The organism is Pseudotenacibaculum sp. MALMAid0570 (genome assembly GCF_040151415.1).
In the GTDB taxonomy this organism is placed as follows: Bacteria; Bacteroidota; Bacteroidia; order Flavobacteriales; family Flavobacteriaceae; genus Polaribacter.
The window spans coordinates 110,416-136,041 of record NZ_JBDKWF010000047.1 but is presented as its reverse complement, the minus strand read 5'-3'; the positions used below and the strand labels follow the sequence as shown (position 1 = coordinate 136,041).

Annotated in this window: 25 protein-coding genes and 1 pseudogene; 15 read left to right on the top strand and 11 right to left on the bottom strand. The window is 30.7% G+C overall.

Translation table 11 applies throughout. From position 1 onward, the window contains the following. Positions 1-139 precede the first annotated feature (139 nt). From AAON49_RS07085 to AAON49_RS07050, 8 genes are all read left to right on the top strand, one after another. Complete coding sequence (locus tag AAON49_RS07085) at positions 140-865, top strand: class I SAM-dependent methyltransferase (RefSeq protein ID WP_349553689.1); 726 nt, start codon at positions 140-142, stop codon at positions 863-865. Beyond that, positions 862-1,539, top strand: a complete 678-nt coding sequence (locus AAON49_RS07080) for a ZIP family metal transporter (protein WP_349553688.1) — start codon at positions 862-864, stop codon at positions 1,537-1,539. Before AAON49_RS07085 ends, AAON49_RS07080 begins: the two co-directional genes overlap by 4 nt. Before the next feature lie 175 nt (positions 1,540-1,714). Further along, positions 1,715-2,041, top strand: coding sequence for a hypothetical protein (locus AAON49_RS07075; RefSeq protein WP_349553686.1), 327 nt, complete (start codon positions 1,715-1,717; stop codon positions 2,039-2,041). A gap of 18 nt (positions 2,042-2,059) precedes the next feature. Further along, entirely contained in the window at positions 2,060-3,022 is a 963-nt protein-coding gene (locus AAON49_RS07070; RefSeq protein ID WP_349553684.1) for a hypothetical protein, read from the top strand. A gap of 7 nt (positions 3,023-3,029) precedes the next feature. After that, positions 3,030-3,584, top strand: a complete 555-nt coding sequence (locus AAON49_RS07065; RefSeq protein ID WP_349553682.1) for a hypothetical protein — start codon at positions 3,030-3,032, stop codon at positions 3,582-3,584. After that, positions 3,581-5,509, top strand: a complete 1,929-nt coding sequence (locus AAON49_RS07060) for a sensor histidine kinase (RefSeq protein WP_349553681.1) — start codon at positions 3,581-3,583, stop codon at positions 5,507-5,509. Before AAON49_RS07065 ends, AAON49_RS07060 begins: the two co-directional genes overlap by 4 nt. A 145-nt stretch (positions 5,510-5,654) precedes the next feature. After that, positions 5,655-6,296, top strand: coding sequence for a response regulator (locus tag AAON49_RS07055; RefSeq protein WP_349553679.1), 642 nt, complete (start codon positions 5,655-5,657; stop codon positions 6,294-6,296). A 77-nt stretch (positions 6,297-6,373) separates the two neighbouring features. Beyond that, positions 6,374-7,186 carry a hypothetical protein gene (locus AAON49_RS07050; RefSeq protein WP_349553678.1) on the top strand — a complete coding sequence of 271 codons (813 nt, stop codon included), beginning with the start codon at positions 6,374-6,376 and terminating at the stop codon, positions 7,184-7,186. 33 nt (positions 7,187-7,219) lie between these two features. Here the strand turns inward: AAON49_RS07050 and AAON49_RS07045 are convergent, their stop codons facing one another. Beyond that, a complete protein-coding gene (locus AAON49_RS07045; protein WP_349553677.1) occupies positions 7,220-9,403 on the bottom strand; it encodes a RecQ family ATP-dependent DNA helicase in 2,184 nt (727 codons plus the stop codon). Positions 9,404-9,558: 155 nt separating this feature from the next. On the opposite strand from AAON49_RS07045, the gene AAON49_RS07040 reads away from it, so the two are divergent. The 4 genes from AAON49_RS07040 to lptB are packed head-to-tail and all read left to right on the top strand — an operon-like array spanning position 9,559 to position 12,464. Continuing rightward, positions 9,559-10,530 carry a KpsF/GutQ family sugar-phosphate isomerase gene (locus tag AAON49_RS07040; RefSeq protein ID WP_349553675.1) on the top strand — a complete coding sequence of 324 codons (972 nt, stop codon included), beginning with the start codon at positions 9,559-9,561 and terminating at the stop codon, positions 10,528-10,530. Continuing rightward, on the top strand, positions 10,531-11,346 hold the full coding sequence (gene tatC, locus AAON49_RS07035; RefSeq protein ID WP_349553674.1) for a twin-arginine translocase subunit TatC: 816 nt from the start codon (positions 10,531-10,533) through the stop codon (positions 11,344-11,346). Then, the gene (locus AAON49_RS07030) at positions 11,330-11,686 is read left to right on the top strand and encodes a carboxymuconolactone decarboxylase family protein (RefSeq protein ID WP_349553673.1); all 357 of its coding nucleotides are present in this window, start codon (positions 11,330-11,332) and stop codon (positions 11,684-11,686) included. The genes tatC and AAON49_RS07030 overlap by 17 nt, the downstream gene beginning before the upstream one ends. A gap of 43 nt (positions 11,687-11,729) precedes the next feature. Beyond that, the gene (lptB, locus tag AAON49_RS07025; RefSeq protein WP_349553671.1) at positions 11,730-12,464 is read left to right on the top strand and encodes an LPS export ABC transporter ATP-binding protein; all 735 of its coding nucleotides are present in this window, start codon (positions 11,730-11,732) and stop codon (positions 12,462-12,464) included. Here lptB and AAON49_RS07020 read toward each other — a convergent pair. Next, positions 12,461-13,228 carry a CDP-alcohol phosphatidyltransferase family protein gene (locus AAON49_RS07020; RefSeq protein ID WP_349553670.1) on the bottom strand — a complete coding sequence of 256 codons (768 nt, stop codon included), beginning with the start codon at positions 13,226-13,228 and terminating at the stop codon, positions 12,461-12,463. The genes lptB and AAON49_RS07020 overlap by 4 nt on opposite strands. A 104-nt stretch (positions 13,229-13,332) precedes the next feature. Between AAON49_RS07020 and AAON49_RS07015 the strand changes: the two genes are divergently transcribed. The 3 genes from AAON49_RS07015 (at position 13,333) to AAON49_RS07005 (ending at position 16,630) form a co-directional block, all read left to right on the top strand. After that, positions 13,333-14,301, top strand: coding sequence for a YheT family hydrolase (locus AAON49_RS07015; protein ID WP_349553668.1), 969 nt, complete (start codon positions 13,333-13,335; stop codon positions 14,299-14,301). Between the two features lie 73 nt (positions 14,302-14,374). Continuing rightward, a complete protein-coding gene (locus AAON49_RS07010) occupies positions 14,375-15,445 on the top strand; it encodes a putative type IX sorting system protein PorV2 (protein WP_349553666.1) in 1,071 nt (356 codons plus the stop codon). A gap of 3 nt (positions 15,446-15,448) precedes the next feature. Continuing rightward, positions 15,449-16,630 carry a lipoprotein N-acyltransferase Lnb domain-containing protein gene (locus AAON49_RS07005; RefSeq protein WP_349553664.1) on the top strand — a complete coding sequence of 394 codons (1,182 nt, stop codon included), beginning with the start codon at positions 15,449-15,451 and terminating at the stop codon, positions 16,628-16,630. Here AAON49_RS07005 and AAON49_RS07000 read toward each other — a convergent pair. The 9 genes and pseudogenes from AAON49_RS07000 to AAON49_RS06960 form a co-directional block, all read right to left on the bottom strand. Next, positions 16,610-17,992 (bottom strand): exopolysaccharide biosynthesis polyprenyl glycosylphosphotransferase, encoded by a 1,383-nt coding sequence (locus tag AAON49_RS07000; protein ID WP_349553663.1) that lies wholly within the window; start codon positions 17,990-17,992, stop codon positions 16,610-16,612. The genes AAON49_RS07005 and AAON49_RS07000 overlap by 21 nt on opposite strands. A gap of 81 nt (positions 17,993-18,073) precedes the next feature. Continuing rightward, complete coding sequence (locus AAON49_RS06995) at positions 18,074-19,294, bottom strand: glycosyltransferase family 4 protein (protein WP_349553661.1); 1,221 nt, start codon at positions 19,292-19,294, stop codon at positions 18,074-18,076. Continuing rightward, positions 19,287-20,609 (bottom strand): acyl-CoA synthetase family protein, encoded by a 1,323-nt coding sequence (locus tag AAON49_RS06990; RefSeq protein WP_349553659.1) that lies wholly within the window; start codon positions 20,607-20,609, stop codon positions 19,287-19,289. The genes AAON49_RS06995 and AAON49_RS06990 overlap by 8 nt, the downstream gene beginning before the upstream one ends. 4 nt (positions 20,610-20,613) lie before the next feature. Then, positions 20,614-21,633, bottom strand: coding sequence for a glycosyltransferase family 4 protein (locus tag AAON49_RS06985; protein WP_349553658.1), 1,020 nt, complete (start codon positions 21,631-21,633; stop codon positions 20,614-20,616). Continuing rightward, positions 21,620-22,942, bottom strand: coding sequence for an O-antigen ligase family protein (locus tag AAON49_RS06980; protein WP_349553657.1), 1,323 nt, complete (start codon positions 22,940-22,942; stop codon positions 21,620-21,622). The genes AAON49_RS06985 and AAON49_RS06980 overlap by 14 nt, the downstream gene beginning before the upstream one ends. Beyond that, positions 22,939-24,009 carry a glycosyltransferase gene (locus tag AAON49_RS06975; RefSeq protein WP_349553655.1) on the bottom strand — a complete coding sequence of 357 codons (1,071 nt, stop codon included), beginning with the start codon at positions 24,007-24,009 and terminating at the stop codon, positions 22,939-22,941. Before AAON49_RS06975 ends, AAON49_RS06980 begins: the two co-directional genes overlap by 4 nt. Then, the gene (locus tag AAON49_RS06970) at positions 24,010-24,567 is read right to left on the bottom strand and encodes a GNAT family N-acetyltransferase (RefSeq protein ID WP_349553654.1); all 558 of its coding nucleotides are present in this window, start codon (positions 24,565-24,567) and stop codon (positions 24,010-24,012) included. Next, positions 24,564-24,863 (bottom strand): annotated as a pseudogene (locus AAON49_RS06965) (glycosyltransferase); the annotation flags it as partial. The pseudogene AAON49_RS06965 and the gene AAON49_RS06970, both read right to left, overlap by 4 nt. Then, positions 24,820-25,167, bottom strand: coding sequence for a glycosyltransferase (locus tag AAON49_RS06960; RefSeq protein WP_349554024.1), 348 nt, complete (start codon positions 25,165-25,167; stop codon positions 24,820-24,822). The pseudogene AAON49_RS06965 and the gene AAON49_RS06960, both read right to left, overlap by 44 nt. Between the last annotated feature and the right edge of the window lie 459 nt (positions 25,168-25,626).

Below are 25,626 nucleotides of genomic sequence, written 5' to 3'. Positions count from 1 at the left end.
TAAAGAAGAAAGAAGAAAAGATCAAAGGAGAAAAGAGAAAAGGACAAAGAGAAAGGAATAATGATTGCAAGAAATAAGAAAAGGAATTCCTTTTTATGGAATCATTGTAAGAAAAACGTACTTTTGCGTACTTACAATTATGGAAAAAACTGACTGGTTTACATCTTGGTTCAATTCACCTTACTATCACATTCTCTATCAACATAGGAATGACCAAGATGCACAGCTCTTTATGCAAAATATCAGTCGATTTCTACAGCTTAAAAAAGAAGCACATATTCTAGATTTGCCTTGTGGCAAAGGAAGACATGCTCGTTATCTTAATTCATTAGGCTATAAAGTTACTGGTGGAGATTTATCTGAAAATAGTATTGCTTACGCGAAGCAATTTGAGAATGATCAATTGAGCTTTAAAGTAAAAGATATGCGCGAAGCTTTCCGATTGCGATACGATGCCATCTTTAATTTATTTACCAGCTTTGGTTATTTTGAAAATGATACTGAAGAAATTCAGGTGTTAAAAAACATGAAACAAGGATTGAAAGAAGGTGGCGTCTTGGTTTTAGATTTTTTAAATGTGATGAATGTGAGGGATCATTTGGTATCCTCAGAAGTTAAAGATATTGATGGAATTACTTTTCACATTACCAGAGAAATCAAAGATGGATTTATTTTAAAACACATTTCTTTTCAAGATAAAGGACAAGACTACTCTTTTAAAGAACAGGTAAAGTATTTAGATTTACAAAAATTTCAAGAGTATTTTAAAGCTGCAAATTTAGAAATAGAACATATCTTTGGTGATTATGAACTTTCTGAATACAACGAGAAAAACTCAGAACGATTAATTTTGGTAGCTAGATGACATATGCTTTTCTCATAGGATCTGTTTTAATTGGTGTTTTATTAGTCTTACTTCTAAAACCTAACAAAAAAATTACCCAACTCTTATTGGCGTTTAGTGGTGCTTACCTCTTATCGGTAACCATTTTACACTTGTTACCTGATGTATACGGTCATGCTGAGGATACTAAAATGGTAGGTATTTGTATTCTTTTAGGAATAGTCTTGCAATCTGTCCTAGAGTCTTTCTCTAAAGGTGCTGAACACGGACATATCCATTTTCATACGGATGGAAAAACATTTCCTACACTGTTGTTTGTTAGTTTGAGTTTACATGCTTTTTCTGAAGGTTTGCCAATTCACCATGCTGGAGAAAATCTGTTATGGGCTATTGTGGTACATAAAATCCCAATTGCTGTGGTATTGACTTCCTTCTTAGTCAATTCAAATTTCTCAAAAACAAAGATTTTTATCTTTTTAGCTGTCTTTGGTTTGATGAGTCCTTTAGGTGTTTTACTTTCAGAAGAACTTATGTTGTTTGAAAAATACATCATGGAAATCACGGCAGTGATTATTGGAGTATTCTTACACATCTCTACCATCATTTTATTTGAAAGTACCGAGAATCACAAGTTCAATCTTACAAAGTTCCTAGCGATTTTAGCGGGTATTTTACTAACGATCTTTACGTTATAAACTACTTCTACGGAAAGTAAGCCTTAGTCATTACTCTTTTCTCTTTAGTCCTTTCTTCTTTCTCTTTTTAAAATAACTACCTACTGTTAAGGATTTGTAAATACCTAGTTGTAGGGATGATTCTCAATATCTAAAAGCCTGAGATTTGACATATATCAATCATAAAGCATTTCTTATGGCAAATTCAAAACAACTTAATAAGATATCTATTGCAGGTATGATTTTATTCATCTTAGTAATGTGTATTTCTAAATTCCTTGATATAGATATGGAAGACGATTTTTTCTGGTTTTTAAGAATACTAACGGCTTTATCAGCGGCTGCTATTAGTACTTCAATTCCAGGAGAATTAAAGGTGGAAACTTTTGAAGATAAAAGTGGAAAACGTATTGTCAAAAACTTTGCGGATAAGTTTCCAAAAATTACAGCATCAGGAGCAATAGCTGTATTTGTATTAGTTTACCTTTTAGAACCTATTGATTTCAACAGTTTAAATTCTTGATTTTAAAACTTAAGAAAGATGTATAATAACACAGAAGCGAATAATTTAGTCGATTCACTTGCAGAAAAGTTATCAAGAAAATTTAATTACTCTTTTTATGTAGCAAAGATTATAAATAAACCAGAAGAAAGTATTAATCAGTTTGAATTAGAAGTCTGTTTTAACGAACTAGATAAATCTTTTGTTGATAAGTCATTAACTGATATATGTGATAAGTTTCAAAATACTCATAATATAAAAGTAAAAGTTAATTATTATCAAGAACCACATGATTTGGATGAACAAATTCAAAAAAGTATTAAGAAAGATTTTGATAATGAGGAAAATCTAGAGACAATAGTTGCCGGAGGTGGAGGAATAGCAATTGATCCTAGTAACAATTATGATAGAACTTTAGGAATTATTTTTTCTGACCAAAACGGTTCTAAAAAATATGGTATTACTTGTGAACATGGTAATTTGAAGTTATACCAAAAACTAAGATACGCTAGAAGAAAATTAAAAAGACCTAATCCATTGATAGGAGAGATAATTTATCAAAACTGTGAACTAGATTATTCAATAATTGATTTGTATGAATTACCTAATCCTTACACATATGAAAAATTCATTATTGACATTAATGATGCTATTAATTTTGAAGAGAGATTAAACTTAAAAAAAGATGATCCTGTCTTAAAGTACGGTAATAAAACAAGCTTAACAAAAAGTAAAATATATTCTGACTATTCATCATTCAAGATTAAAGATGATAAGCTAAGGAAGTCTTTCATTTTGGTAGACAATTATAAACTAAGGTTCTCGAAAGAAGGTGATTCAGGTTCTGTCGTACTAACTCAAATTAATAACAAAAAGTATGCTATTGGTCTCATTAGTTTCCATTCAAATGGTAAATTACATGTGTCTCCAATTACAAAAATTTCCAATCACTTAGAAAAAAATAGCAAAGAAAAAATTAGAATTATTAACAATAAAAAATAATAAAATTATGAATCCAGAAAACACATTTAACGCACCAGATGGTGACAGACATTTGAGATTTGAATTGAATTCAAAACATTTTCATCCTTTATCTTTTAACAGAAGATATGGAACTTCTTTTTCAATACTAGGAAAAGTTACTACAAAAACTGCTATAATTAACGGCAAAGAAGAAATTGTGATTGACGAAGTAAAATTACGATATCATAGAATATATGGTCTGCTAAACTTTTCAATAAATCAGGTTCTAAAGGTCACACGTGATTATGTATCTCCTGCAGGAGGCGAAGGAATCATTATTCATATTCAATTGAGAGCATTTAACAATAGAGAGTTAGAAGAGACCAATTATATTGTTCCGAATAATGTTGTTGTGAAAAAAATAAAACACACTAATCCTACTGCTCCAAATTGTGAGAAAGAAAGGTATGATGATATTATTCATCTTTCAATTGATGATGAAGAAATATTAAATTTTGATGAAAATGACGATATTTACTGGAATGAAAAACAAACAAGTCATGATCAAATTGATATTTGTGTCAACAATTTAATACCTTGATAAAGTTTAAACTATTAATATACTCTCTCTCTCTATTTTTAATTCAGGTTCATGCCCAGAGTTATCAAAAAACACTCTCGCAAATAGATTCTGTATTAATAGATATAAAACTGGATCGGCTACAAAAAGCTGATTCAGTTTTAGCACTTCTAGACTTGCCGTCTGATTTTAAAAAAGTAATCCAGTGGCAAATTGATTTTAAAAAAAATGGTAGACCGAGTTCCTTGATTTTTGAAAACAATAAAGTCCCTAAATATCTTTCATCAAAATACATTTCTTTAAAAAAAATCACACTAGGAGATTACCTAGTAAATAAAGAATTAGAATTTGGAAAGGCATATAAATTATTCTTTGAAGCAAAAGAAATTGCAAAAAAAAATAACGATAGAATATTACTTTGTGAAGCTTTAAAAAGAATTATCAGGTTTGACCTTGAAAAAGCTGATATGATAGATTTGATTTATGATGAAATTGTAGATTTAAAAAAGTATGCCTACGATGATTATGAAGATGCTTATCAAAAATTTCTTAACCTTAGACATGAACATCTTGTTTATTCAGAAAGAAAAAGAAAAGAATATAAAAATATTGATAAATCTTATGATAGTATACCCGATAGTTTAAACATTGTAAATCGTATGATTAAACTTGAAAAAAGTTTAAAAAGTAAAAAGCTTTCTTTCGTAAGAGGTAGGTTACAACAATACATTGGGACTCTTCAAACATTTTACAGATCTAATAAAGAACAATCAGATATCTACTATAAAAAAGCAATTAATAGTTACAAAACTTTTGATAATTACTATAATCAAAGTTTTTTATTTGGTGTAAGAATAAATTTGTCAGCTAATCAATTTAGAAGAAAGAATTACAAAGTTTCTATCGACAGTATTAATGAAATTTTTAATAAGCATCATCATAAGATTCCAGGTTTTAAAATACATGAAAAAGAAGTTGTATATCGTATACTAGCTAGTTCATATTTTTATCTTAAAGAAGATCGATTAGCTTATCAAAAACTAAGTCTAGCCTATATTGAGAGAAAAGAAAATTATCTAAGGAGAAGAAATTTAATTTTTGCCATCATTTCGAAAAGATATAAAGAAGAAGAAAATTTAAAAACTATAACTCTAAAGCGAATTGAAAATAACCTTCTATATTTCATTTCAGCAATCATATTATTAATAGGTTATTTCATTATACAAAACTCAAATAAAAAACGTCTTCTGGCACTCCAAGAAAAAGAACTCGAAACTCAAAAGAATCTAACACTAATCAAAGAACAAGAAATTACGACCATCAATGCGATAGTTGAAGGTCAAGAAAAAGAACGAAAACGTGTTGCGGAAGATTTGCATGATAATTTAGGAAGCGTGATCGCTACCTTAAAATTGCATTTTGATAATCTACGCATCAACAGAGAAAAGAAAAAGATCGATCAAGAAACTTTGTTTGATAAAACCGAAAGTCTGATTGATGAAGCCTACAAAAAAGTTAGAAGTATTGCCCATGCTAAAAATGCAGGTGTCATTGCCAATCAAGGTCTCTTAATAGCTGTGGAATTGATGGCAGAAAAAATATCTTCTGCGAACACAACACAAATTCAGGTGGTTCATAGTGGTTTGGATAAGCCTCTAGACAATAGTTTGGAAATTTCCTTGTTTCGTATTGTGCAAGAACTAACAACCAATATCATCAAACATGCTAAGGCTTCTCATGCTACTATTGGATTGAACCAACATGAAAATGGTATCAATATTATGATAGAAGACGATGGAAAAGGGATGGATATTACACAAATTGATCTAAACAAAGGAATGGGCTTGCATTCTATTCAAACTCGAGTAGAGCATTTGCAAGGTGATTTTACCATTGACTCCACTCCTACCAAAGGAACTACGATTATTATCAATGTCCCCACTTGAGATTTAATTTCACTGAAACTTAGGATTCCTCTACTACGTCTATCTACCGCCAGGCAGGCTCGAAATGACAAATACCTATTCGAAGGGATTTTCAAAAAGAAATTCTTTTGTAGATTTAACTATGCTAATTAAAAGATTAAGTCATATGATAACCCTTGCCATTGCAGAAGATCATCAAATGCTTATTGATGGAGTGAAAGCCTTCTTTGAATATGATGAAGAAGTCAATATTATTGGAACTGTCAATAACGGACAAGATTTGATAAAACTCGTTTCCTTAAAACAACCTAAGTTGGTCATTACCGACATACGTATGCCTATTATGGATGGTATTCAAGCCACTAAACTCATAAAGCAACAATTTCCTCATATTCGTGTGTTGGCCATGACCATGTTTGATCAACCAGATGCTATTAAACAAATGCTAGATGCTGGAGCTACAGGATATATTTTAAAGAATTCTGGAATTAAAATGTTATCCAAAGCTATTGTCACAGTGGCCAATGGAGAAACCTTCTTTGATCCAAATGTGGCTTTTAATTTTATGAATGATTACATAGAGGATAATGTCAAAATTGGCAAAACAGATAAAGTAGTACTATCAAATAGGGAAAAAGAAATTTTACATTTGATTGCTAACGGAAAAACGTCTAAAGAAATTGCTAACGAACTCTTTATTGCTAAAACTACGGTAGACACGCATCGTAAAAATATGATTCGTAAACTACAGTTAAATAGTGGTAATGAGTTGATTAAGTATGCTATTGACAAAAAGTATCAGTTCTAAATTTACCTACCGATAGGGATGTTATAGCCTTTCTTTCTATTCTAAGTTTGACATAAAATCATTAAAAGCTTAGAATTATGAAAGTTAAATTACTATTAATCACCGTAGTCTTTTCTATTTGTTCACTGAACTCGCAAAATAATAAATTATACTACTTCCAAAAAGATAATCTTAAAATTGAAACTGTTAAATCAGAGCAAGCAGAAATTGAAATTACGTATCAAAAAAAAAGGAATAAAGATGGAGGAATTCAATCTTTCGATGGTGGGACAATAATAAATGTTCTTGCTCCAAAATTACTTGAGGAACTTTCTAGGTTAATTTATAATCCAAAAAAATATATATTCTCTTCAAGTAATAAATATAAATTTATCAGACCAGATAGTATTGGGGTATTCAGTGACATAAAAACCCTAAAATATACCCGTGTAGGCTCAATTTCAAAAGAGAAAAGGGATACATTAATGGTAGCTCATTTCTCCACTAAAAATATATCAGCTGGAGACAATGTATTCGGAGCCGTTGGTTTTACCTTACTAAAATTAGACTCAATAATTTATAAAAGGAGTAGGAGTAAAATTACAAAAAGAAGAAATTCAGTTAATTTAATCATTGAGGCTGAAATTGAATACTTTAACTTTCTTGGTGAGAAGAAAATAATGGCCTTAAATCCTATACAAATCAACAATATAAAACCAGATATATCTAATAAATATAAAAGTGTTAAAAAGAACTCTTGGGCAATTCCTAACTCAATTTTTCCAAGCACAATTTTTATTGAAATCACTGAGGTAAACTCGCATAAAAAAGCAATGGACAAATGGCGAAAATTATATGAAGACAATAAAGATAAAATTGTAGAAAAAATCATTGAAAATATAACCAACTAAAAAAAACCGACTTTACAGTCGGTTTTTTAGTTTTTAATTCGCCACTTCAGAAATAAACTTGATACGCATAAGTCGGAGTTCTTCGTCGTCATAATCGCCATCAAATTCATCCATAGCGTCTTGTATTTTGTCGGATTCAGCTTCCATAAAATATTCGAAAATCTCTTCTTGCTGATCTTCATCAACCAAATCTTCAATGGCATAATCTATATTAAGCTTCGTTCCAGAATAGACGATGGCCTCCATTTCTTTAATCAATTGAGGCATTTCCAAACCTTTTGATCTGGCTATATCCATTAAAGGAAGTTTTCTATCAGTATTCTGAATGATGTATAATTTCAATCCTGAGTTAACTCCAGTACTTTTTACAATCAAATCGTCGGGTCTCATGATATCATTATCGTCTACATATTTTTCTATAAGAGTTAAAAATTCTTTTCCGAACTTTCTTGCTTTCCCTTCACCAACACCATGAACTTTAGACAATTCATCCATTGTAATTGGATATTTTAATGCCATATCGTCTAACGAAGGGTCTTGAAAAACAGCAAAAGGTGGTACTCCTTGTTTAACAGCTACTTTCTTACGTAAATCCTTCAATATTTTTACAAGATTTTCATCAGCAGCGGCTCCAGAACTCTTCGTATTTGTAATTATATCAGAAGAATCCTCTTGTGAATACACATGATCTTCTGTCATCATAAAAGATGTAGGATTTGAAATAAAATTCAATCCGGCATCAGTTAACTTAATTACACCATATTGCTCTATCTCTTTTCTTATAAAGTTGACTACCAAAACTTGACGCAATAAGGCCATCCAATAAGCACCCTCTTTTTCATTTCCACATCCAAAGAAGGGTTGTAAATGAGTTTTGTGAGAATTCAACATGGCATTCTCCTTCCCTATTAAGGTATTCACAACTTCTTTCGATTTGTATTTTTCTTTGGTGTCTCTTACAATTGACAGTAGTTTTACTACATCATCTTTGGCTTCATTTTTTTTCTTAGGATTTCTAGTATTGTCATCCATATCTGCACCTTCACCGTTTACTTCATCAAACTCTTCGCCAAAATAATGCAATAAATACTTTCTTCGAGACATAGATGTTTCTGCATATCCAACAACTTCTTGCAATAATGCATGTCCTATTTCTTGTTCGGCTACTGGCTTACTTGCCATGAATTTTTCGAGCTTTTCTATGTCTTTATAAGCATAAAAAGCTAAACAATAGCCTTCTCCATCATCACGTCCCGCTCTTCCAGTTTCTTGATAATAGCTTTCCAAGCTTTTTGGAATATCATGATGAATTACATAACGAACATCAGGTTTGTCTATTCCCATTCCAAAAGCAATGGTAGCCACAACAACATCACAATCTTCCATCAAAAACATGTCTTGATGTTTTGCTCTTGTTTTAGCATCTAAACCGGCATGGTAAGGAACTGCTTTGATTCCGTTTACCTGTAAAATTTGTGCAATCTCTTCAACCTTTTTTCTACTAAGGCAATAAATAATTCCAGATTTGCCTGTTCGTTGCTTAACAAAACGAATAATATCTTTTTCAACATCCTTTGTTTTTGGTCGAACCTCATAAAATAAATTCGCACGGTTAAATGATGCTTTAAAGGTTTTAGCATCAGAAATTCCCAATGTCTTTAGAATATCTTCTTGTACTTTTTCTGTTGCGGTTGCTGTTAAGCCGATCACAGGAACATTATCTATTTTCTTAATGATATTCTTTAAGTTTCTGTATTCAGGTCTAAAATCGTGTCCCCATTCAGAAATACAATGAGCTTCATCAATAGCTACGAAAGATATTTTCTGTTCTTTTAGAAAATCTACATATTCTTCTTTTATCAAAGATTCAGGAGCAACATATAACAGTTTTGTGATACCAGTTGAAATATCTGACATAACTTGTTGAACTTCTGATTTATTTAAGGAAGAATTTAAAACGTGGGCAATTCCGCGGTTTTCTGAAATTCCGCGTAAAGCATCCACTTGGTTTTTCATTAAGGCAATAAGCGGAGAGATTACAATGGCTGTTCCATCTTTCATTAATGCTGGCAATTGATAGCACAATGATTTTCCTCCACCTGTTGGCATGATCACAAATGTGTCATTGCCTTCAAGAATGCTTTTGATAACATCCTCTTGCAAGCCTTTAAATTGACTAAATCCAAAAAACTTTTTTAAAGAAGCGTAAATATCCATTTATAAATTTTTCATCTTAAACTTGTCATCTTCTCTACAGAACGACAATCCGTTTACAAATGTTTGGGGTCTATGAATTTTGTAGTAAATTTGTCTAATATTTTTATTACTTAAATATATAACTTTTTTTATTACAGATAAAAATAAATCAGTCTTTGGGAGATTTAAAAAATATCACTGCAATTGCTAAGGAAACTATTCTTTCAGAAAGCAATGCTATAGCTAATTTAACGAATTTAATTAATTCAGATTTTGAAAAAGCTGTTAAATTCATATTAAACTCAAACGGTAGAGTTGTTGTTACCGGAATAGGTAAAAGTGCTAACATTGCTACTAAGATTGTAGCAACATTTAATTCAACTGGAACTCCGGCTATTTTTATGCATGCTGCAGATGCAATTCATGGTGATTTAGGAATTATTCAAAAAGATGATGTAGTTATTTGTATTTCTAAAAGTGGAAACACTCCTGAAATCAAGGTTTTGGTTCCATTGATAAAAAATTCTGAGAACAAAATTATTGCTATCACCGGAAATGCTGATTCATTTTTAGGGAAACAAGCCGATTTTACTTTAAACACTTATGTAGAAAAAGAAGCCTGTCCTAACAACCTTGCTCCTACTACGAGTACAACTGCTCAATTAGTTATGGGAGATGCATTGGCAGTATGTCTACTTAAAATGAAAGGGTTTACAAGTAATGATTTTGCTAAATACCACCCTGGAGGAGCCTTAGGAAAGAAATTATATTTGCGTGTTTTTGATTTAATTAAAAACAATGAAAAACCTCAAGTAAACCTTTCTACACCTGTTGCTAATGTGATTGTGGAGATCACTGAAAAAAGACTAGGAGTTACAGCTGTTTTAGATAATGATGATACTATTGTAGGGATTATTACTGATGGAGATATACGACGAATGTTAAGTAAGTCTTCTGACATAAGTAGTTTAACAGCCAAAGACATCATGGGAACACATCCTAAAACAATTTCTGAAAGTGCAATGGCTGTTGAAGCATTAGATACTTTAGAAAATAATAACATTACACAAATTTTGGTAACTGATGACAATCAAAAATATATTGGTGTTGTTCACTTACACGATTTACTAAAAGAAGGAATTTTTTAGATGGGAGAAGAAAAAGAAATGTCCTTTTTGGCTCATCTTGAAGAACTAAGATGGCATTTGGTAAGAAGTGTAGTTGCAATTTTAATTGTGGCTATTGTTCTATTTACTTTCATAGGATATGTTTATGAGGACTTTTTATTAGCTCATTTAAAGCCAGACTTTATTACTTACCGTTTGTTTTGTGATCTCTTTACCTATTTTGGAATGGAAAGTGACTTTTGCAATGTAAGCTTAGATAACAACTTAATAGCCATAAAAGTTACGCAGCAATTAATGGACTCTATTTGGACTTCTTTCATCTTAGGTATCATTATTACCTTTCCATATATCTTATGGGAAATATGGAGATTTATCTCTCCTGGATTGCATGAAAAGGAATTGAAAAAATCTAGAGGCTTTATTTTTATTGCCTCGCTCCTATTCTTTATTGGTGTGCTGTTTAGCTATTATGTAATTGCTCCAGTTTCTATTAATTTCTTATATAACTATCAAATTACACCTCTTATTGAGAATCAGTTTACGATGGATTCACATGTAGGATTGGTGACAAATATGTTATTAGGTGTTTCTATTATGTTTGAATTACCTGTAATTATCTATTTTCTAACTAAAATTGGATTGATCACTCCAAAATTTTTAAAGAGATATAGAAAACATGCATTGGTCGTTGTATTAATATTAGCCGCCATCATTACTCCTCCTGATGTTGCAAGCCAGGTAATTGTTGCAATTCCAGTATTGGTATTGTATGAAATAAGTATTAAAGTTTCTCGTAGAGTTATTAAAAGACAGCAAAAAAATGCCAACAAATACTAAAGTTCAAGAGTTCAATGAATATCGTTCAAAAATGAACGACAAAATTTTAAATGGAGATCATAAGATCATCAAAAGAATTTTCAATTTAGATACCAATGCCTATAAAGAAGGTCATTTACCTGTAAAAACAAAAGAGTTGTTAGGTTTAGTTGCCTCTGCTGTATTACGCTGCGATGATTGTATTGCTTATCATTTAGAAACTTGTTATAAAGAAGGAGTAACGAAAGAAGAAATGATGGAGACTATGTCTATTGCAACTTTAGTTGGTGGAACTATTGTTATTCCACATTTACGAAGAGCCTATGAATTCTGGGAAGCTCTTGAAGAAAGTGATTTATAAGTATTTTAAGAGAATCGTTCATTTCTATTCCTATATTTGATACATGATTTTACGAGCTGATAATATTCAAAAAACCTACGGTAGCAGACAAGTTGTAAAAGGAATCTCTTTAGAGGTTCAACAAGGAGAGATTATTGGTTTGCTAGGACCAAACGGTGCTGGTAAAACAACTTCCTTCTATATGATTGTAGGAATGATCAAACCCAATGGTGGTCAAATTTTCTTGAATGATGAGGACATTACTACTTACCCTATGTACAAAAGAGCTAAAAAGGGAATTGGATATTTGGCGCAAGAAGCATCTGTATTTAGAAAACTGTCTGTAGAAGACAACATCATGTCTGTTCTACAATTTACTGACCTTTCTAAGAAAGAACAAAAGATGAAATTAGAATCTTTGATTGAAGAGTTCAATATTGGGCATGTTCGTAAAAACAGAGGTGACTTACTTTCTGGTGGTGAACGCAGAAGAACAGAAATTGCCCGTTGTTTGGCTTCTGATCCTAATTTTATTTTATTGGATGAACCTTTTGCAGGTGTAGATCCTATTGCTGTTGAAGATATTCAAAGTATTGTAGCTCATCTTAAAGATAGAAATATCGGTATTTTAATTACCGATCATGATGTACAAGCTACATTAGCAATTACCGATAGAACCTATTTAATGTATCAAGGAGGAATCTTAAAAGAAGGAGTTCCAAAAGATCTTGCCGAAGATGAATTGGTTCGTAAAGTGTATTTAGGAAAAGACTTCGAATTGAAAGAGAAAACGTTCTAACTCTCTTTTGCCTTCATATTATTTAGTATTGATAATAGAATATACACTAGTATAATTAAAGGAACTGCTAAAAACTTTAGTGTTATAATCATACCTGCTGAGGATAAAATTAGCACATATTTCATTGCATTTTCTTTCCATCCAAAAGTTTTGAATTTTAAGGAGAACAAAGGCAAGTTAGCATTCATGAGATAACTAAGCACCAAGGTAACTCCAATTAAAAAGTAATTGTTTTTAATTAATTCACTAACAAATTCGATATTAGTACTCATTTCTACCAATGGTAATGCAACAACAAACAAACTCATTGCTGGTGTAGGTAAGCCTATAAATGATTCTGATTGACGTGTATCTATATTAAACTTAGCCAAACGATAACAAGCAGCCAGTGTTAATGCAAATCCTACAAATGATAGATAATAATTAGTATCCTCATTATTTAAAAAGCTTAAGGTTACATCTGCATGATTTGAAAAAAACTGTTCATTAATAAACCTTGATTTATTGATTAAAGTAAACATTACAATTCCTGGAACAACGCCGCTAGTAACCATATCGGCTAAAGAATCTAATTGTTTTCCTAATTCTCCGGTAACACCTAAAACTCTAGCCAAAAAGCCATCAAAAAAATCCAACACAATTCCTATCAATACAAATAGTGCAACGTATTCAAATATTCCAATCACTGCATAAATTGTAGCAAGTGTTCCACAAAAAAGATTACCAAGCGTAAATAAATTAGGAATGTGTTTTTTGATATTCATAGTATCTAAATCAGCCACTAAAATAGTAAATCCTTTGAGTGTGTTTTTAAAATCCTGATTTTTTCAGCATATTTGTTTACACAATTGCTAGATAATCACAATAAATGCCCATATTAGAATCAGACTTCATCCCTTCTCTACCGTTTAGAAATGGTCATCTAAACACAGTATATCGTCCTTTATTTATGAAGGAAAAACATGCTTATGATAGAGTAAGAATAGATACTTGGGATTATGACTTTATTGATCTAGATTTCTCCAAAGTTGGTTCTAACACACTAGTTATCTTAATTCATGGTTTAGAAGGAAGTTCAGAATCTAAATACATTCTTTCTGCTGCTACAGAAATCAATAAGATTGGCTTTGATACTGTTTCTTTTAATCTTAGAGGTTGCAGTGGTGAAGACAATAGGTTATTACAAACTTATCACAGCGGAAAAACAGAAGATGTAGATTTTGTGGTGAAGTATTTGCTCGATAATTACAACTATGAAAAAATAATGATTGTTGGATACAGTTTGGGAGGTAACTTAACTTTAAAATATCTAGGAGAATACGCCGATCATATTTCTGAAAAAGTTGCTTGCGGAATTGCCGTTTCAGTACCCGTAGATTTAGCATCTTCAGGAAGGCTTATGGCCAAACTCAAGAACAAAATATACATGGAAGAATTTCTTAAAACTTTACGATTGAAGGTTTTAGAGAAAGCTCACAAGTTTCCCGATTATCAATTAGATAAGGACAAACTCTTTAAAGCAAAGGCCTTTAAAGATTTTGATGAATTGTACACCGTTCCTGTTTTTGGATTTGATAGCCCTGAAGACTATTGGGAAAAAGCAAGCTCAAAACCCTATCTGTCTAAGATTAAAAAGCCTTGTTTATTAATTACGTCATTAGATGACCCCTTTTTGTCTGATGAATGTTATCCGTATAAAGAAGCAGAAAACTCCCAATATTTTCATTTACTAGTAACAAAATATGGTGGACATGTAGGTTTTATTTCTGGTTTTAGACAACAAGACAATAGATGGTTAGAACATAAAATCATTCATTTTTTGAAGGACTACACCTAGTTGATACAATATCTCTCCTATTCTCAAGTTATTTCAATATTATATTAGATATTTGCGAAAAGAACTCATTCCGTTGAAAAAAATACTGCTTTTACTCTTATTTATTTTCTCATTCACTGCGAATGCTCAAACGGTTAGAAACTATTCTAACGAGTTTTTAAATATTGGAGTTGATGCCGCTGCTTTAGGGATGAGTAAATCTGTAGTAGCCACTACAAGTGATGTAAATTCGGTCTATTGGAATCCTGCTGGACTTGTGAATATTGAAGATTATCAAGGTTCTATAATGTATGCCTCCTATTTTGCTGGTATTGCTACATACAATTATGCAGCGTTTGCTATGCCAATTGACAAAAAAAGCGCTTTAGGAGTATCTATTATCCGATTTGGAGTTGATGACATTTTAAATACAACCGAATTAATTGACAGTCAAGGAAATATAGATTTTAATCGTATCAGTTTATTTTCTGCAGCAGATTATGCATTAAGTGTTTCTTATGCTAAGAACCTAATTTTTAAAGATTTGTATTTAGGTGTGAACGCAAAAGTGGTAAGAAGAACCATTGGTAAGTTTGCTAATTCTTGGGGATTTGGATTTGATGCAGGTATTCAATACGAAAAAAGTGGGTGGAAATTTGGTTTGATGATACGAGATATAACCACAACTTTTAATATTTGGAGTATTGATGAAGATGCTTTTGCTACAATACAAGGAGCAATTCCTGGTCAAAATCAAGAACTTCCAGAAACTACAGAAATAACGAAACCTAAAGTGCAATTTGGAATGGCTAAGAAGTTTTCTATTGGACGTTCTTTTCATTTACTATCAGAGTTTGACTTGAATTTACGTTTTGCCAGAACAAATGATATTATCTCTACAGGTTTTGGAAGCATAGATCCTGCTTTAGGGTTTCAACTCGATTATGAAAATTTTGTTTTTTTACGTGCAGGTGTTGGTAATTTTCAAAAAACTACTGAGTTTGATGGAAGCAAAAGTATATCGCTACAACCCAACTTTGGTGTTGGATTTACCTATAAAGGAATTCAAGTAGATTATGCACTAACCAATATTGGAAGTATTGGAAACGCATTATTTTCGAATATTTTTTCAGTAAAAATTGATTACAGTTTCTTTAGAAGATAGTTTATGAGAAAAATTTACTTTATTCTTTTTTTATTTTTTATTTCATTTCAAAATCTTAATTCGCAGAGTTTACAACTCTCTGTGTATTCTGAAGTAAGTATTATTACTGTTGGACCAGGAAATGAATTCTTTGAAACATTTGGTCATAGTGCCATTAGAATTAAAGATCCTGTTTTAAATTTTGATCTTGTTTACAATTATGGGATGTTTAATTTTAATCAACCTAATTTCTACGCCAACTTTGCAAAAGGAAGACTTTTGTATAGATTAGGAAGATACCCATTTCATATTTTCGTTAAGAACAATAATAAAGATCATCGATGGATTAAGCAACAAGTTCTAGATCTAAATCAACAAGAAAAACAAGCTTTTTTTCAATTTTTAGAGAACAATGCTTTGCCACAAAATGCTGATTATTACTATGATCCTTATTTTGATAATTGCGCAACCAAATTAAGGGATATTACCAAAGAAATTTTAGGAAATCGCGTTCAGTTCCCTGATGATTATGCTAGCAAAAATCTAACATTACGTCAGTTAATGAATAAAGAGCTTCCATGGAATCATTGGGGTAGTTTTGGTATTAACTTGGCTTTAGGAACCAAGTTAGACAAAACTGCAACTCCAGCCGAATATATGTATTTACCAGACTATGTATTTACGGCTTTTAAAGATGCGGAAAAGAATGAAAATGGAATTACCAAACCATTAATTAAAAAGGAAATAGATGTTCTTAGTTATCCAGAAAATAAAACATCAATTGTATGGTATAATCCGTTACTTATTTTTTCAATCCTTCTTCTTATAGCTATCGTTATTACCTACAAAGATTTAAAAAGTCAAAAACAATCAAAGTGGTTCGATTTTATAGTTTTCTTTTTCACAGGAATCTTAGGTGTTTTGATTGCGTTTCTATGGTTTTTTACGGATCATAAAACAACTCCTAACAATTTTAACTTCTTATGGGCTTTTGCGCCAAACATTATCATTGCATTTCTATTCTTCAAAAAGAAACTCCCAAGTTGGATGAAGTACTATATAAGAGTATGTTGTTTGCTTTTATTTGTTTTGGTAATAATTTGGGTTTTGAAAATTCAATTGTTTTCGCTAACAATTATCCCAATTCTTTTGATGCTGATTTTACGATATTATTTTCTAAACAAATTACTGTCCTCTGAAGAATAAAACAGTTGTCATTGTTTTTATAATAATCTTAAAATCTAGGTAAGCACTCTGTTCTTTTATATAGAACAAGTCATAACGAAGTTTTTTCTCTTGTTCATCTAGATTCCCAGCATATGGAAAATTAACCTGTGCCCAACCCGTTAATCCTGGTTTTACAACATGTCGGATTGCATAAAAAGGAATTTTATCTTCTAAATCCTTTACAAATTCAGGTCTTTCTGGTCTTGGGCCAATAAGACTCATATCTCCTTTTAAAATATTAAAGAATTGAGGAGCTTCATCTATTCGCGTATTTCTTAAAAACTTACCAAATGATGTAATTCTTTTATCATTTTTTTCAGCATATTGAGCTCCAAGAGATTCAGCATTAACAACCATAGATCTTAGTTTAAAAATGGTGAAAATCTTTCCTTTTTGACCTACTCTTTTTTGAGTATAAAACAAAGGACCTCTATTTGCTATTAGGTTTAGAATTAATAAAATTGGAATGAAAGGTATAAAAGCCAATAACCCAATAATAGAGACAATTATATCTAAAAATCGATGAAAGAATAGATATAATTTTTTTTCACTATTGCTACTAAGATTGATATTCTTATAAAAGTGATGGTCTAAATATTCTTTAGGAACTCTATCTGTAATTTCTTCATAGAAGCTTTCAAAACTTTTAATATTTATTCCTTCTTCAAAAAGAGCAATAATATTGTTGTTTAGTTTAGCAACTCCAGTACTAGGAAATCCTCTAGTGCTTAAAACTACTTCTTTTGCGCCTTTTTCCTTTACTAATTTATAAACATCAATATTTTCTATATCATAGAATTGCCCATAGCTTTTGTTTTCTTCATTTGATATATAGCAAATCACGTTGTGAAATCCTCTTTCTTTTACTAGATCTAGCATTTTCCCCATTCTAGATGAATGTGAAATCACAATGATATCTTTAAAAAACTTAGGTGAAAAAAGTACCCACATGTAAATAAATCTCCATATTAACACAGGAATAAACATTAATACAAACAAGTAAATTATTTCGATTCTTTTTTCAGGTAATGATGGTGAAAGATAAGGCGTGAATGTAAAAAACAGAGTAGTTATTACCGTTGTTAAAAACAAACTTCTAGATATTTTAAACCTACTACTTGAAATATTTAAATCATATAATTGAAATATCTGCGCAAATAAAAAATAATAAAAAACTAGTAAAATTAACCATTGATATATAGTCTCAGAGTCAAAAGCAATATATTCCTGAATTAAGAACTTAGATGATAGCCAAAGGCTTGATATAATAACAAAAACATCTAAAGATCGAAGAAGAATCTTTCTTTCTGATAAATCTATATGGGTGATTTTTAAGCTCATAATTACATTATGACTTCACAATATCAGGGGAGGAATTATGAATAAAGCCAAAATTATAAAAAAAAATCATCTAGGAGTATTCTAATCAAACAATTTAATATACAAATTACTTAAGTAATCAAAATTGTGATATTTCTTTACATATTCATATCCTTTAGAAGCTAATGAACTTCTTTCTTCTTCATTCATTTCGTATAATTTAAGAACAGCATCCTTAATAGACTCACCATCTTCAGGTTTAACAACATAACCTGCTCCTGATAATTCTACAGGGTCTTTAATTTTATTAGATGATGAAATTATTGGTTTTCTAGCGAGCATGTAATCAAAAAACTTATTGGAAGAAACTCCATAATCAAAAAGAGGTGTATTATTTCGCCCTACAAAGCAAACAGAAAAACTTTTTAGCATTTCTTGAACTTGATTTTTATTGATTTTTCCTATGAAAGTTACATTATTGTTATTTAGAACTCTATTTTGAAGCTCTTCCTTTAAATATCCATCTCCCACAAAGACAAAGTGAATGTCTTGATTTTCCTTTAAAAGAATTGAGCAATCTACTAAATATTCTAAAGCATTGGCCATTCCCATAGTTCCAGTATAACCAACAATGAATTTATCTTTTGGCAATTGCGCTTTAATATTATCAGGAAGTTGTTCGTTCTCTAAAAGAGATTCATCTATCCCGTTAGGAATCCAAAAATATTTTGAGGGATCTTTTGATATTTTATCTATGTATTTGTTTGCATTTGGTAATAATGATACAATGGCATCTGATTTTTTATATCCGAATTTTTCTACCCAAGACATGATAATAACAACAGGGTGCCACTTAGGATATCCTTTAAGGTAAATTGGAGTTAATGGCCATAGATCTCTTATCTCAAAAAACAATTTTTTGGCTTTTAATTTCTTTTTCAAATACCATCCCGTTACAATAGGAAACAATGGCATTGAGGAAACTAATATATAGTCTGGTTTTCCAAGAAGGTCTGCATTTAGTTTTCTTGTTCTAAACGCAAATCTTATCATACTCCACAATTTGAAAACACTACCTCCATCGTATTTTGGAATTTTCACCCAACAAAAGGTGATTCCATCTTCAACTTTCTCAAGCGTAAATTTTTTATTTTCATCAATAGTGGGTTGATTTTTAAATAAGTGATTGTATGACCCTGAAATTATTTTAACTTCATATCCTTTCTTAACCCAATACTTACTAAAATAATAATGACGTTCTCCCCAGCCTGAATCTGGTTTTCCTGACGTCATGTTTAGTACCCAAATGATCTTTTTATTCATTCTTTAATCTCGATTCAATAATTTGCGGTTTTCCTGATTTACTAGAAGCAATAGAACTTACTTCTTTAAAAATGATAGAAAATTTATTGTCTTTTATGTAATTTCTTAATTCTTTTTCTGCTCTTTTTAGTGCAGTTTCTTCAAATGTGCTTGATTTTATATACTCTATGATAATTCCGCTTTTGTCGTTTTGAATTACCTTGAACTGCTTTATTTCCTTAATATACTCAAATATACCAGTAAATGAATGTACTACTAACTTAGTGGCATCAGGTAATAAAACAATATCTGTTTCTCTTCCTACAACTTTTTTTAGCAAAGGATAGTTATACTTTCTTTTAATCGGATATTCATCAATAGGTAATTTAACTCCCAAATCGCCAATTTTATAACGAATCAAAGGCATTGAAAAACAGTCCAATCTAGTAACTACAATATGTCCTATTTCTCCATCTTTTATTGGTTGATTATCATCATCAACTATTTCAACAAAAACATGAGGACTTAACATATAATAATAATCTAAATCATCTTGAGCAGCAATCATAAAACCTTCGTTACTACCATAGGTGTCATATGTCTTTGCTTTAAAGGCTTTTTTTATGTTTTTTTTGTAATGATCGAACAATTTATCTCCCAAGCTAATCACTCCTTTTGATGTGATATTGTATTTATTTTCTATGGCGTATTCTGCTATGACATTTAAGGAAGAAGCATATCCTGCAAAAAAGAAGTTTGAAGATCTTTGTACTTTCTCACAAACATTTTTTAACTGATCATGCGTATGAGAGAAAGCATTTATATAAATAGTTCTAAAAAGTTTGTCTTTAATAGTCTTTAAGAAGCCTCTTTGAGGCGTAATTCCTGTTTGAACAATAGGTTTTCCTATTTTGTATCCCGACCATTCCCACCAGTGTGTTAAAATTCCTCTAAGAACGGATTGTTCTTGTTTGGTCATATAAACAGTAGTTTGAGTTCCAGTAGACCCACTACTTGAGTATGGTATTAACTTTTTTTTCTGGTATCTATTGGATATTAATTGATCTACTTCTGTTCTTATAATATTCTTATCAATAATTGGAAAATCGTTTAAGTTCACCTCTTTTTCAGAAGATACCTCAAGGTTCTTATAATAAGGAACATTTTGCAAAGCTTCTTGTAAAACAGCTTGAAGATTCTTGATTTGTAATGCATTAAGGTCTCTTTCAGAGTAGGTATCTATCTTTCTCCAGAGTTTAAGCTGCTTAATGTAAGAGGATCCATTTATAAGATCTCCTAAAGGTAATAGTATATGTTCCAACAAAAAGTTATACATGAAGCTATTTTAGAATTTCAAACCACTGCTTTTTTACCACATTCCATGAAAATGATTCTACTCTAGCTCTAGCATTAAGTGTCATTTCATAAGCCCCTTCGTTCAGTATATTACAAATTTCTTTTGTCATTTCTGAAGGGTTTTCTTTTTCTACTAGAATACCTTCATTATTGTGCTTTACTAAGAAGGGCATTCCTCCAACATTCGTACTTACTACTGGCAACCCAAGAGCCATAATTTCCATAACGCTAACTGGAGTATTATCAAAGTTTGTTGTATTAATAAAAATGTCATATTCTTCGGATTTCTTATGCCAATCTTCTTTGCTTAATACACCTGTAAATTCAACATCCTCTTCTAATTTATGTTGTTTCACTTTTTCTTTAACCAAATCAAAAGAATCGTCTTTTGCTGGCCCAATCATACATAAAGAAGCTTTAGGGTAATGCTCTTTCAAAAGATTTAATACTTCAATAGCCATCACTGGGTTATATAAATGTTTAAAAGCTCTTACCCATAGTAATCGTGGGCGTAAAGTTTTTCTTTCTTTAAATTCACAGAAATCTAATTCTAAAATATTTGGAATATAATTTACCTTAAAACCTTGTTCTTCAAAAGCTTTTTTTAAATAATCTGAAGGTGAAATATTCATGTAAGAATTAGAAAAAATCATCTTTGACTTTTTCTTAGATCTTTTAATTCTATTAGGTAAATCTCCACCGTGAAGAATGGTGATATACTTAATAGAAAATAATCTTGCTAACTGTGAGGTTACAAAAGCAAAATAGAAATTTAAGCTACTATATGTATCAATAAAGATATAATCTACTCTCTTTCTGTTTTTTATAGTAGTCCAGCACATATCCAACAACCTTAAAATTTTATTTTGTTTTGATGAAGAACGAATTATCTTGTATCCTTCAGTTGACAATAGAGTTGATAAAGTATGCATGGTATTAACATACCCTGTTATAGCCGAATTATCATTTCCTATATAAAGAATTGTCTTTTTACTCTTCTTCATATCTGAGATTTATAAGAGACAATGCATACATAAAACCAGGAAAAGCAATCCGCATTGCAGAATGATTAATTGTGAAAAACCAAAAAAGGTAAAATGATATTAAAATTGACCGTTGGAAAAAATCTAACCTGAGAAAATGGGATAATGGTACAAAAATTAACATCATAAGTGCAAAAAGACCTATAAGTCCATGTTCTTCAATAAGTCTTGCTACTTCATTGTGAGAAGTCCCTTTTTTATCTCCTTCAGCAAATCTTTTATACTTACCATTACCTACCCCAATTCCAAAAACGGGCGTATCTGTAAAACCTGATAATTGTGAAGTAAATAATTCTAGTCTTCCAGCAGTAACATCTTTTTTCTTAATTCCTCGTGCATTTCTTCCTGAATATCTATTATCAATCATTCCTCCTGTTACATCAGAAGTATATAGCCAAACACCAGCTAGAAAAACCCCACCAACAATAGCATATTGGAATATTTTACCGTAATCTCTTTTATGAATTATATATAATAAAGCAAATACAACGAAGCAGATACCAGCAGCTAAAATACCTCCTCTAGAAAAAGTTAAAAGCCCTCGATAAGTGAAATACATTAATATGATAGCATCTAACAAGAAAAACCCTGTTAAGGTCTTTTTAGTAAGCATAAAGAAGCCAATAACAAAAGCTGCAAAACCAATAATAGTTGCTACTTGATTAGGTCCGAAACCACCAGAAGTTTCACCAAGAGATACCCCTCCAAAAACAATCTCGCTAAAATTTGGTGTTCTAAAATAGATGAATGTCACCATAGCAAAAACTGGTAGTAAGAAAAAAAACAAAGCATTATATACTTCACTAATCTTGATAGTTCTTTTATAGAAATAAATAGCACTCACTCCTAACATAAATGGACCGCTTAGGTTAAATGCTATTGCTTTTCTAATCGATTCGCCAGCAGGAACCTTTGTAAAGACGATTCCAAGTAATAATAACATTAAATAAATTGGGAAACTTAACGTGAGTTTTTGTTTTGTTTGACCATTTATCAACCCTAAGAATAAGACTATAATAGTTGTATATTTTCCTGTTTCAAACAAAGGGGCTCCTTTGATCATCCGCAGAAAAACCTCCAATCCAACTATATAAGCAGCAATAATAAATGCTTCTTCATTTCTATTGTCAGAAAAAAGAACAATAGAAACACAGACAGCAACAATAATGTAACCAAAAAGTGATGGAAAAACAGGTAACGTAGCAAAAAACCCAATAACAACATGGATTATTATAAACATCAACTTATTATCTGTTACTAACTTAATCATAAACTAAAATAAGTACTTTTTAATTTACTAATAAAGTGTTCTTCTGAAAAAAAAGCGATAACTTGTTTGTGTAAACTATTGGCTATTTCATCACTGATTTCTTTATTTTCTACTATTTTAATCATGCAATTAGCCAATTCTTCATGATTTTCAGGAATAACTATAGCTCTATCATCATTAACAACATCTTTATTATTTCCAACATTAGTCAAGACCACAGGTAATTTAGCCAATCCGTATTCTAATACCGAAATTGGAAAACCTTCTTTCTTAGAAGTTAATGTACCAATTGTAGCTTGACTCAGAATATGTTCTATATCTCTTCTTACTCCGTAAAAAAATATTTTTTCTTCTAAGTTTTTGTCTAAAATGAGTTCTATAACTTGATCCGCATAATTATCTCCATAGTTTTTCCCTATTAGATGTAGCGTCCAATCAGGGTGTTTTTTTAGAAATATTTCAAATGCATTAATTAAATTTGGGTGGTCTTTTACTGGCCGTAGACCAGCCAAACAGACAATTCTTTTACCGAATTGACCTTTTAAGTTAGTTATCTTTTCCTGATTTGTAAATGATGCAAAATTATTTAAAACGAAGTTATTTTTTGCTTTCAAATTTTTAATCGACCATTCATTAAGACCTTCATTTACATTCAAAATAGCGTCAAATAATCTAGAAAAAAGTTTTAAAATTAAATATTTTACTCCTTTTAAGTTTACATACGCTCCAGTATGATTATGCCAAATTAATTTTATTCTTCTATTAAAAAGAAATTTAACGATTGTACAAGAAAAATAAGAAGTGTTGTGAGCATGAATAATATTGATTTGATGTTCATCAATATAATCACGTAAAGACTTATAAAATGACCTGTCTAGGGTTTTTCTTTTTTCTAGAAATATATAGTTAACTTTCTTATGTATATTCTCTTTAAGAGAACTTTCTTTTCTAGAAACGCATAAATGAACTTCTATATCTGGTTGCGCTGCAAGTAAATTTACTACATTGACCGTTAAAACTTCAGCTCCTCCAACAGTTAATTGATCGATAACATGCAGTACCTTCATTTAAGAAAATTTAAAAAGGTCTAAATAATATGCTTCTTCTTTTGCTATATACTCTTCTTTCAAGATTGAAAACAAGATATTATCATGGTATTCATTATTCATATATATAGATTTTCTTTCTACACCTTCTTGAATCCAGAAACATTTTTCAAATAGTTTCTGTGATGCGAAATTAAAATCTATGATATGAGTATGTAATCTTCTTACATTAATCTTATTAAATAGAAATGACATAGCGGTTTTAAGTGTATCTGTTCCTATCTTTTTACCTCTAGATTCATGTACTAATTTTATTGCAACCAATCCATTATTAGATATCTTATTAGTAGATTTAAAAGAAAAATATCCTAGTTTTTGGTTGGTCTCTTTATCGCAAACAATAAACCTATGTCCTTTGTCTTTAAAGGATTCAAACCATTTTTTTTGTTTTTCTTTCGACACTAAAAATTCATTTTTACCTTCCCAATATGCTAATTCTTGGTCGTTTACTAATTCCAACATAAAGTCTATGTCTGAATTTTCTAGAGGTCTCAAATAGATTTTTTTCCCTTGAATCATAAAATAGATTTAATGATTTTTTTTAACTCTTCTTGAAAACTTTCTAACGAGTAGTTTTCTGCATATTTTATAAAATTAGCGCTTTCATTTTTACTTATAAGATAATTATGGGCTTTTTTAATTGCATTCACCAATTCTTGCTTTGTTGGCTCAAAAGCAATTCCTTTATTTTCGTCATTAATAATATCAGGAACATTCCCTTTATTTGCTCCAAGAGGAAATATGTTATGAGCCCAAGCTTCAGCTATGGGTTTAGGCCAGCCTTCTTTTTCTCCTGGCATAATTAAAACATGACTCTTTGCTAATAACCTCTGAGCCTTTTGAAATTTTAGAGCTCCATAAAAAGTTACTTTTTTTTCTTAGATCATAATCGTCTACCATCTTCTCCAACTTTTCTCTTAAATGACCATCTCCTATCATGTGAAAACACCAATCAAAATCTACACTTTTATCTTTTTGTAATAAGTTTAAAGCATCAAAAATTAGTTCAAAGTTTTTTGCCCAATACAATCTCCCAATGGCTATAATCTCAAGTCCTTGGGTAATTGAAGGCTTATCTTCAGACAGTTTTCTAGCTTCATTAATCTCAGCTTTACTCATAAGAGCAGGAATAAAGTTTACAAAATGTTTTTTATATACCTTATCATATATCAATACTTTGTGTTTTTTATGATACCAATTGATAACTTTCCTATCTATTTTGGTTATCATATTTTCTCCTTCATAAGGCATGTAACTTCCAGCCCATTTGGTAACAGTAGGTTTTGGAAAAATCCTAGTAATAACACCTAATACAGCGCTAAAGAATCCTGAGTTTCGAATGTTGATTACTTCATATTTTCTTAATGAAAATAGTAATTGTAGAGATATAATCGGAAGAGATAGTATCAGTCCAAACTTATGAAGTAATCCTTTGGATGCATCAAAACTTAAAAGTGAAATTAGCTTAACATTACTGTCTTTAAAATTTGCAAACTTATGACTTTGGCTTTCATCATAAGGTTTCAAGATTGTATAGATATGTACTTCTTCAAACATTTCTGTCCATAAGTTCATTTC

Coding starts and splice junctions, on each gene's coding strand:
- AAON49_RS07000 (WP_349553663.1), bottom strand. CDS start 17,992: ATGAGCTTAAAAATCACCCATATAGATTTATCAGAAAGAAAGATTCTT.
- AAON49_RS07020 (WP_349553670.1), bottom strand. CDS start 13,228: ATGAATATCAAAAAACACATTCCTAATTTATTTACGCTTGGTAATCTT.
- lptB (WP_349553671.1), top strand. CDS start 11,730: ATGATTTTACGAGCTGATAATATTCAAAAAACCTACGGTAGCAGACAA.
- AAON49_RS07080 (WP_349553688.1), top strand. CDS start 862: ATGACATATGCTTTTCTCATAGGATCTGTTTTAATTGGTGTTTTATTA.
- AAON49_RS07030 (WP_349553673.1), top strand. CDS start 11,330: ATGCCAACAAATACTAAAGTTCAAGAGTTCAATGAATATCGTTCAAAA.
- AAON49_RS06980 (WP_349553657.1), bottom strand. CDS start 22,942: ATGATTAAGTTAGTAACAGATAATAAGTTGATGTTTATAATAATCCAT.
- AAON49_RS06960 (WP_349554024.1), bottom strand. CDS start 25,167: ATGAGTAAAGCTGAGATTAATGAAGCTAGAAAACTGTCTGAAGATAAG.
- AAON49_RS07045 (WP_349553677.1), bottom strand. CDS start 9,403: ATGGATATTTACGCTTCTTTAAAAAAGTTTTTTGGATTTAGTCAATTT.
- AAON49_RS06970 (WP_349553654.1), bottom strand. CDS start 24,567: ATGATTCAAGGGAAAAAAATCTATTTGAGACCTCTAGAAAATTCAGAC.
- AAON49_RS06995 (WP_349553661.1), bottom strand. CDS start 19,294: ATGAATAAAAAGATCATTTGGGTACTAAACATGACGTCAGGAAAACCA.
- AAON49_RS06990 (WP_349553659.1), bottom strand. CDS start 20,609: ATGTATAACTTTTTGTTGGAACATATACTATTACCTTTAGGAGATCTT.
- AAON49_RS07075 (WP_349553686.1), top strand. CDS start 1,715: ATGGCAAATTCAAAACAACTTAATAAGATATCTATTGCAGGTATGATT.
- AAON49_RS07070 (WP_349553684.1), top strand. CDS start 2,060: ATGTATAATAACACAGAAGCGAATAATTTAGTCGATTCACTTGCAGAA.
- AAON49_RS07085 (WP_349553689.1), top strand. CDS start 140: ATGGAAAAAACTGACTGGTTTACATCTTGGTTCAATTCACCTTACTAT.
- tatC (WP_349553674.1), top strand. CDS start 10,531: ATGGGAGAAGAAAAAGAAATGTCCTTTTTGGCTCATCTTGAAGAACTA.
- AAON49_RS07050 (WP_349553678.1), top strand. CDS start 6,374: ATGAAAGTTAAATTACTATTAATCACCGTAGTCTTTTCTATTTGTTCA.
- AAON49_RS07055 (WP_349553679.1), top strand. CDS start 5,655: ATGATAACCCTTGCCATTGCAGAAGATCATCAAATGCTTATTGATGGA.
- AAON49_RS07015 (WP_349553668.1), top strand. CDS start 13,333: ATGCCCATATTAGAATCAGACTTCATCCCTTCTCTACCGTTTAGAAAT.
- AAON49_RS06985 (WP_349553658.1), bottom strand. CDS start 21,633: ATGAAGAAGAGTAAAAAGACAATTCTTTATATAGGAAATGATAATTCG.
- AAON49_RS06975 (WP_349553655.1), bottom strand. CDS start 24,009: ATGAAGGTACTGCATGTTATCGATCAATTAACTGTTGGAGGAGCTGAA.
- AAON49_RS07005 (WP_349553664.1), top strand. CDS start 15,449: ATGAGAAAAATTTACTTTATTCTTTTTTTATTTTTTATTTCATTTCAA.
- AAON49_RS07065 (WP_349553682.1), top strand. CDS start 3,030: ATGAATCCAGAAAACACATTTAACGCACCAGATGGTGACAGACATTTG.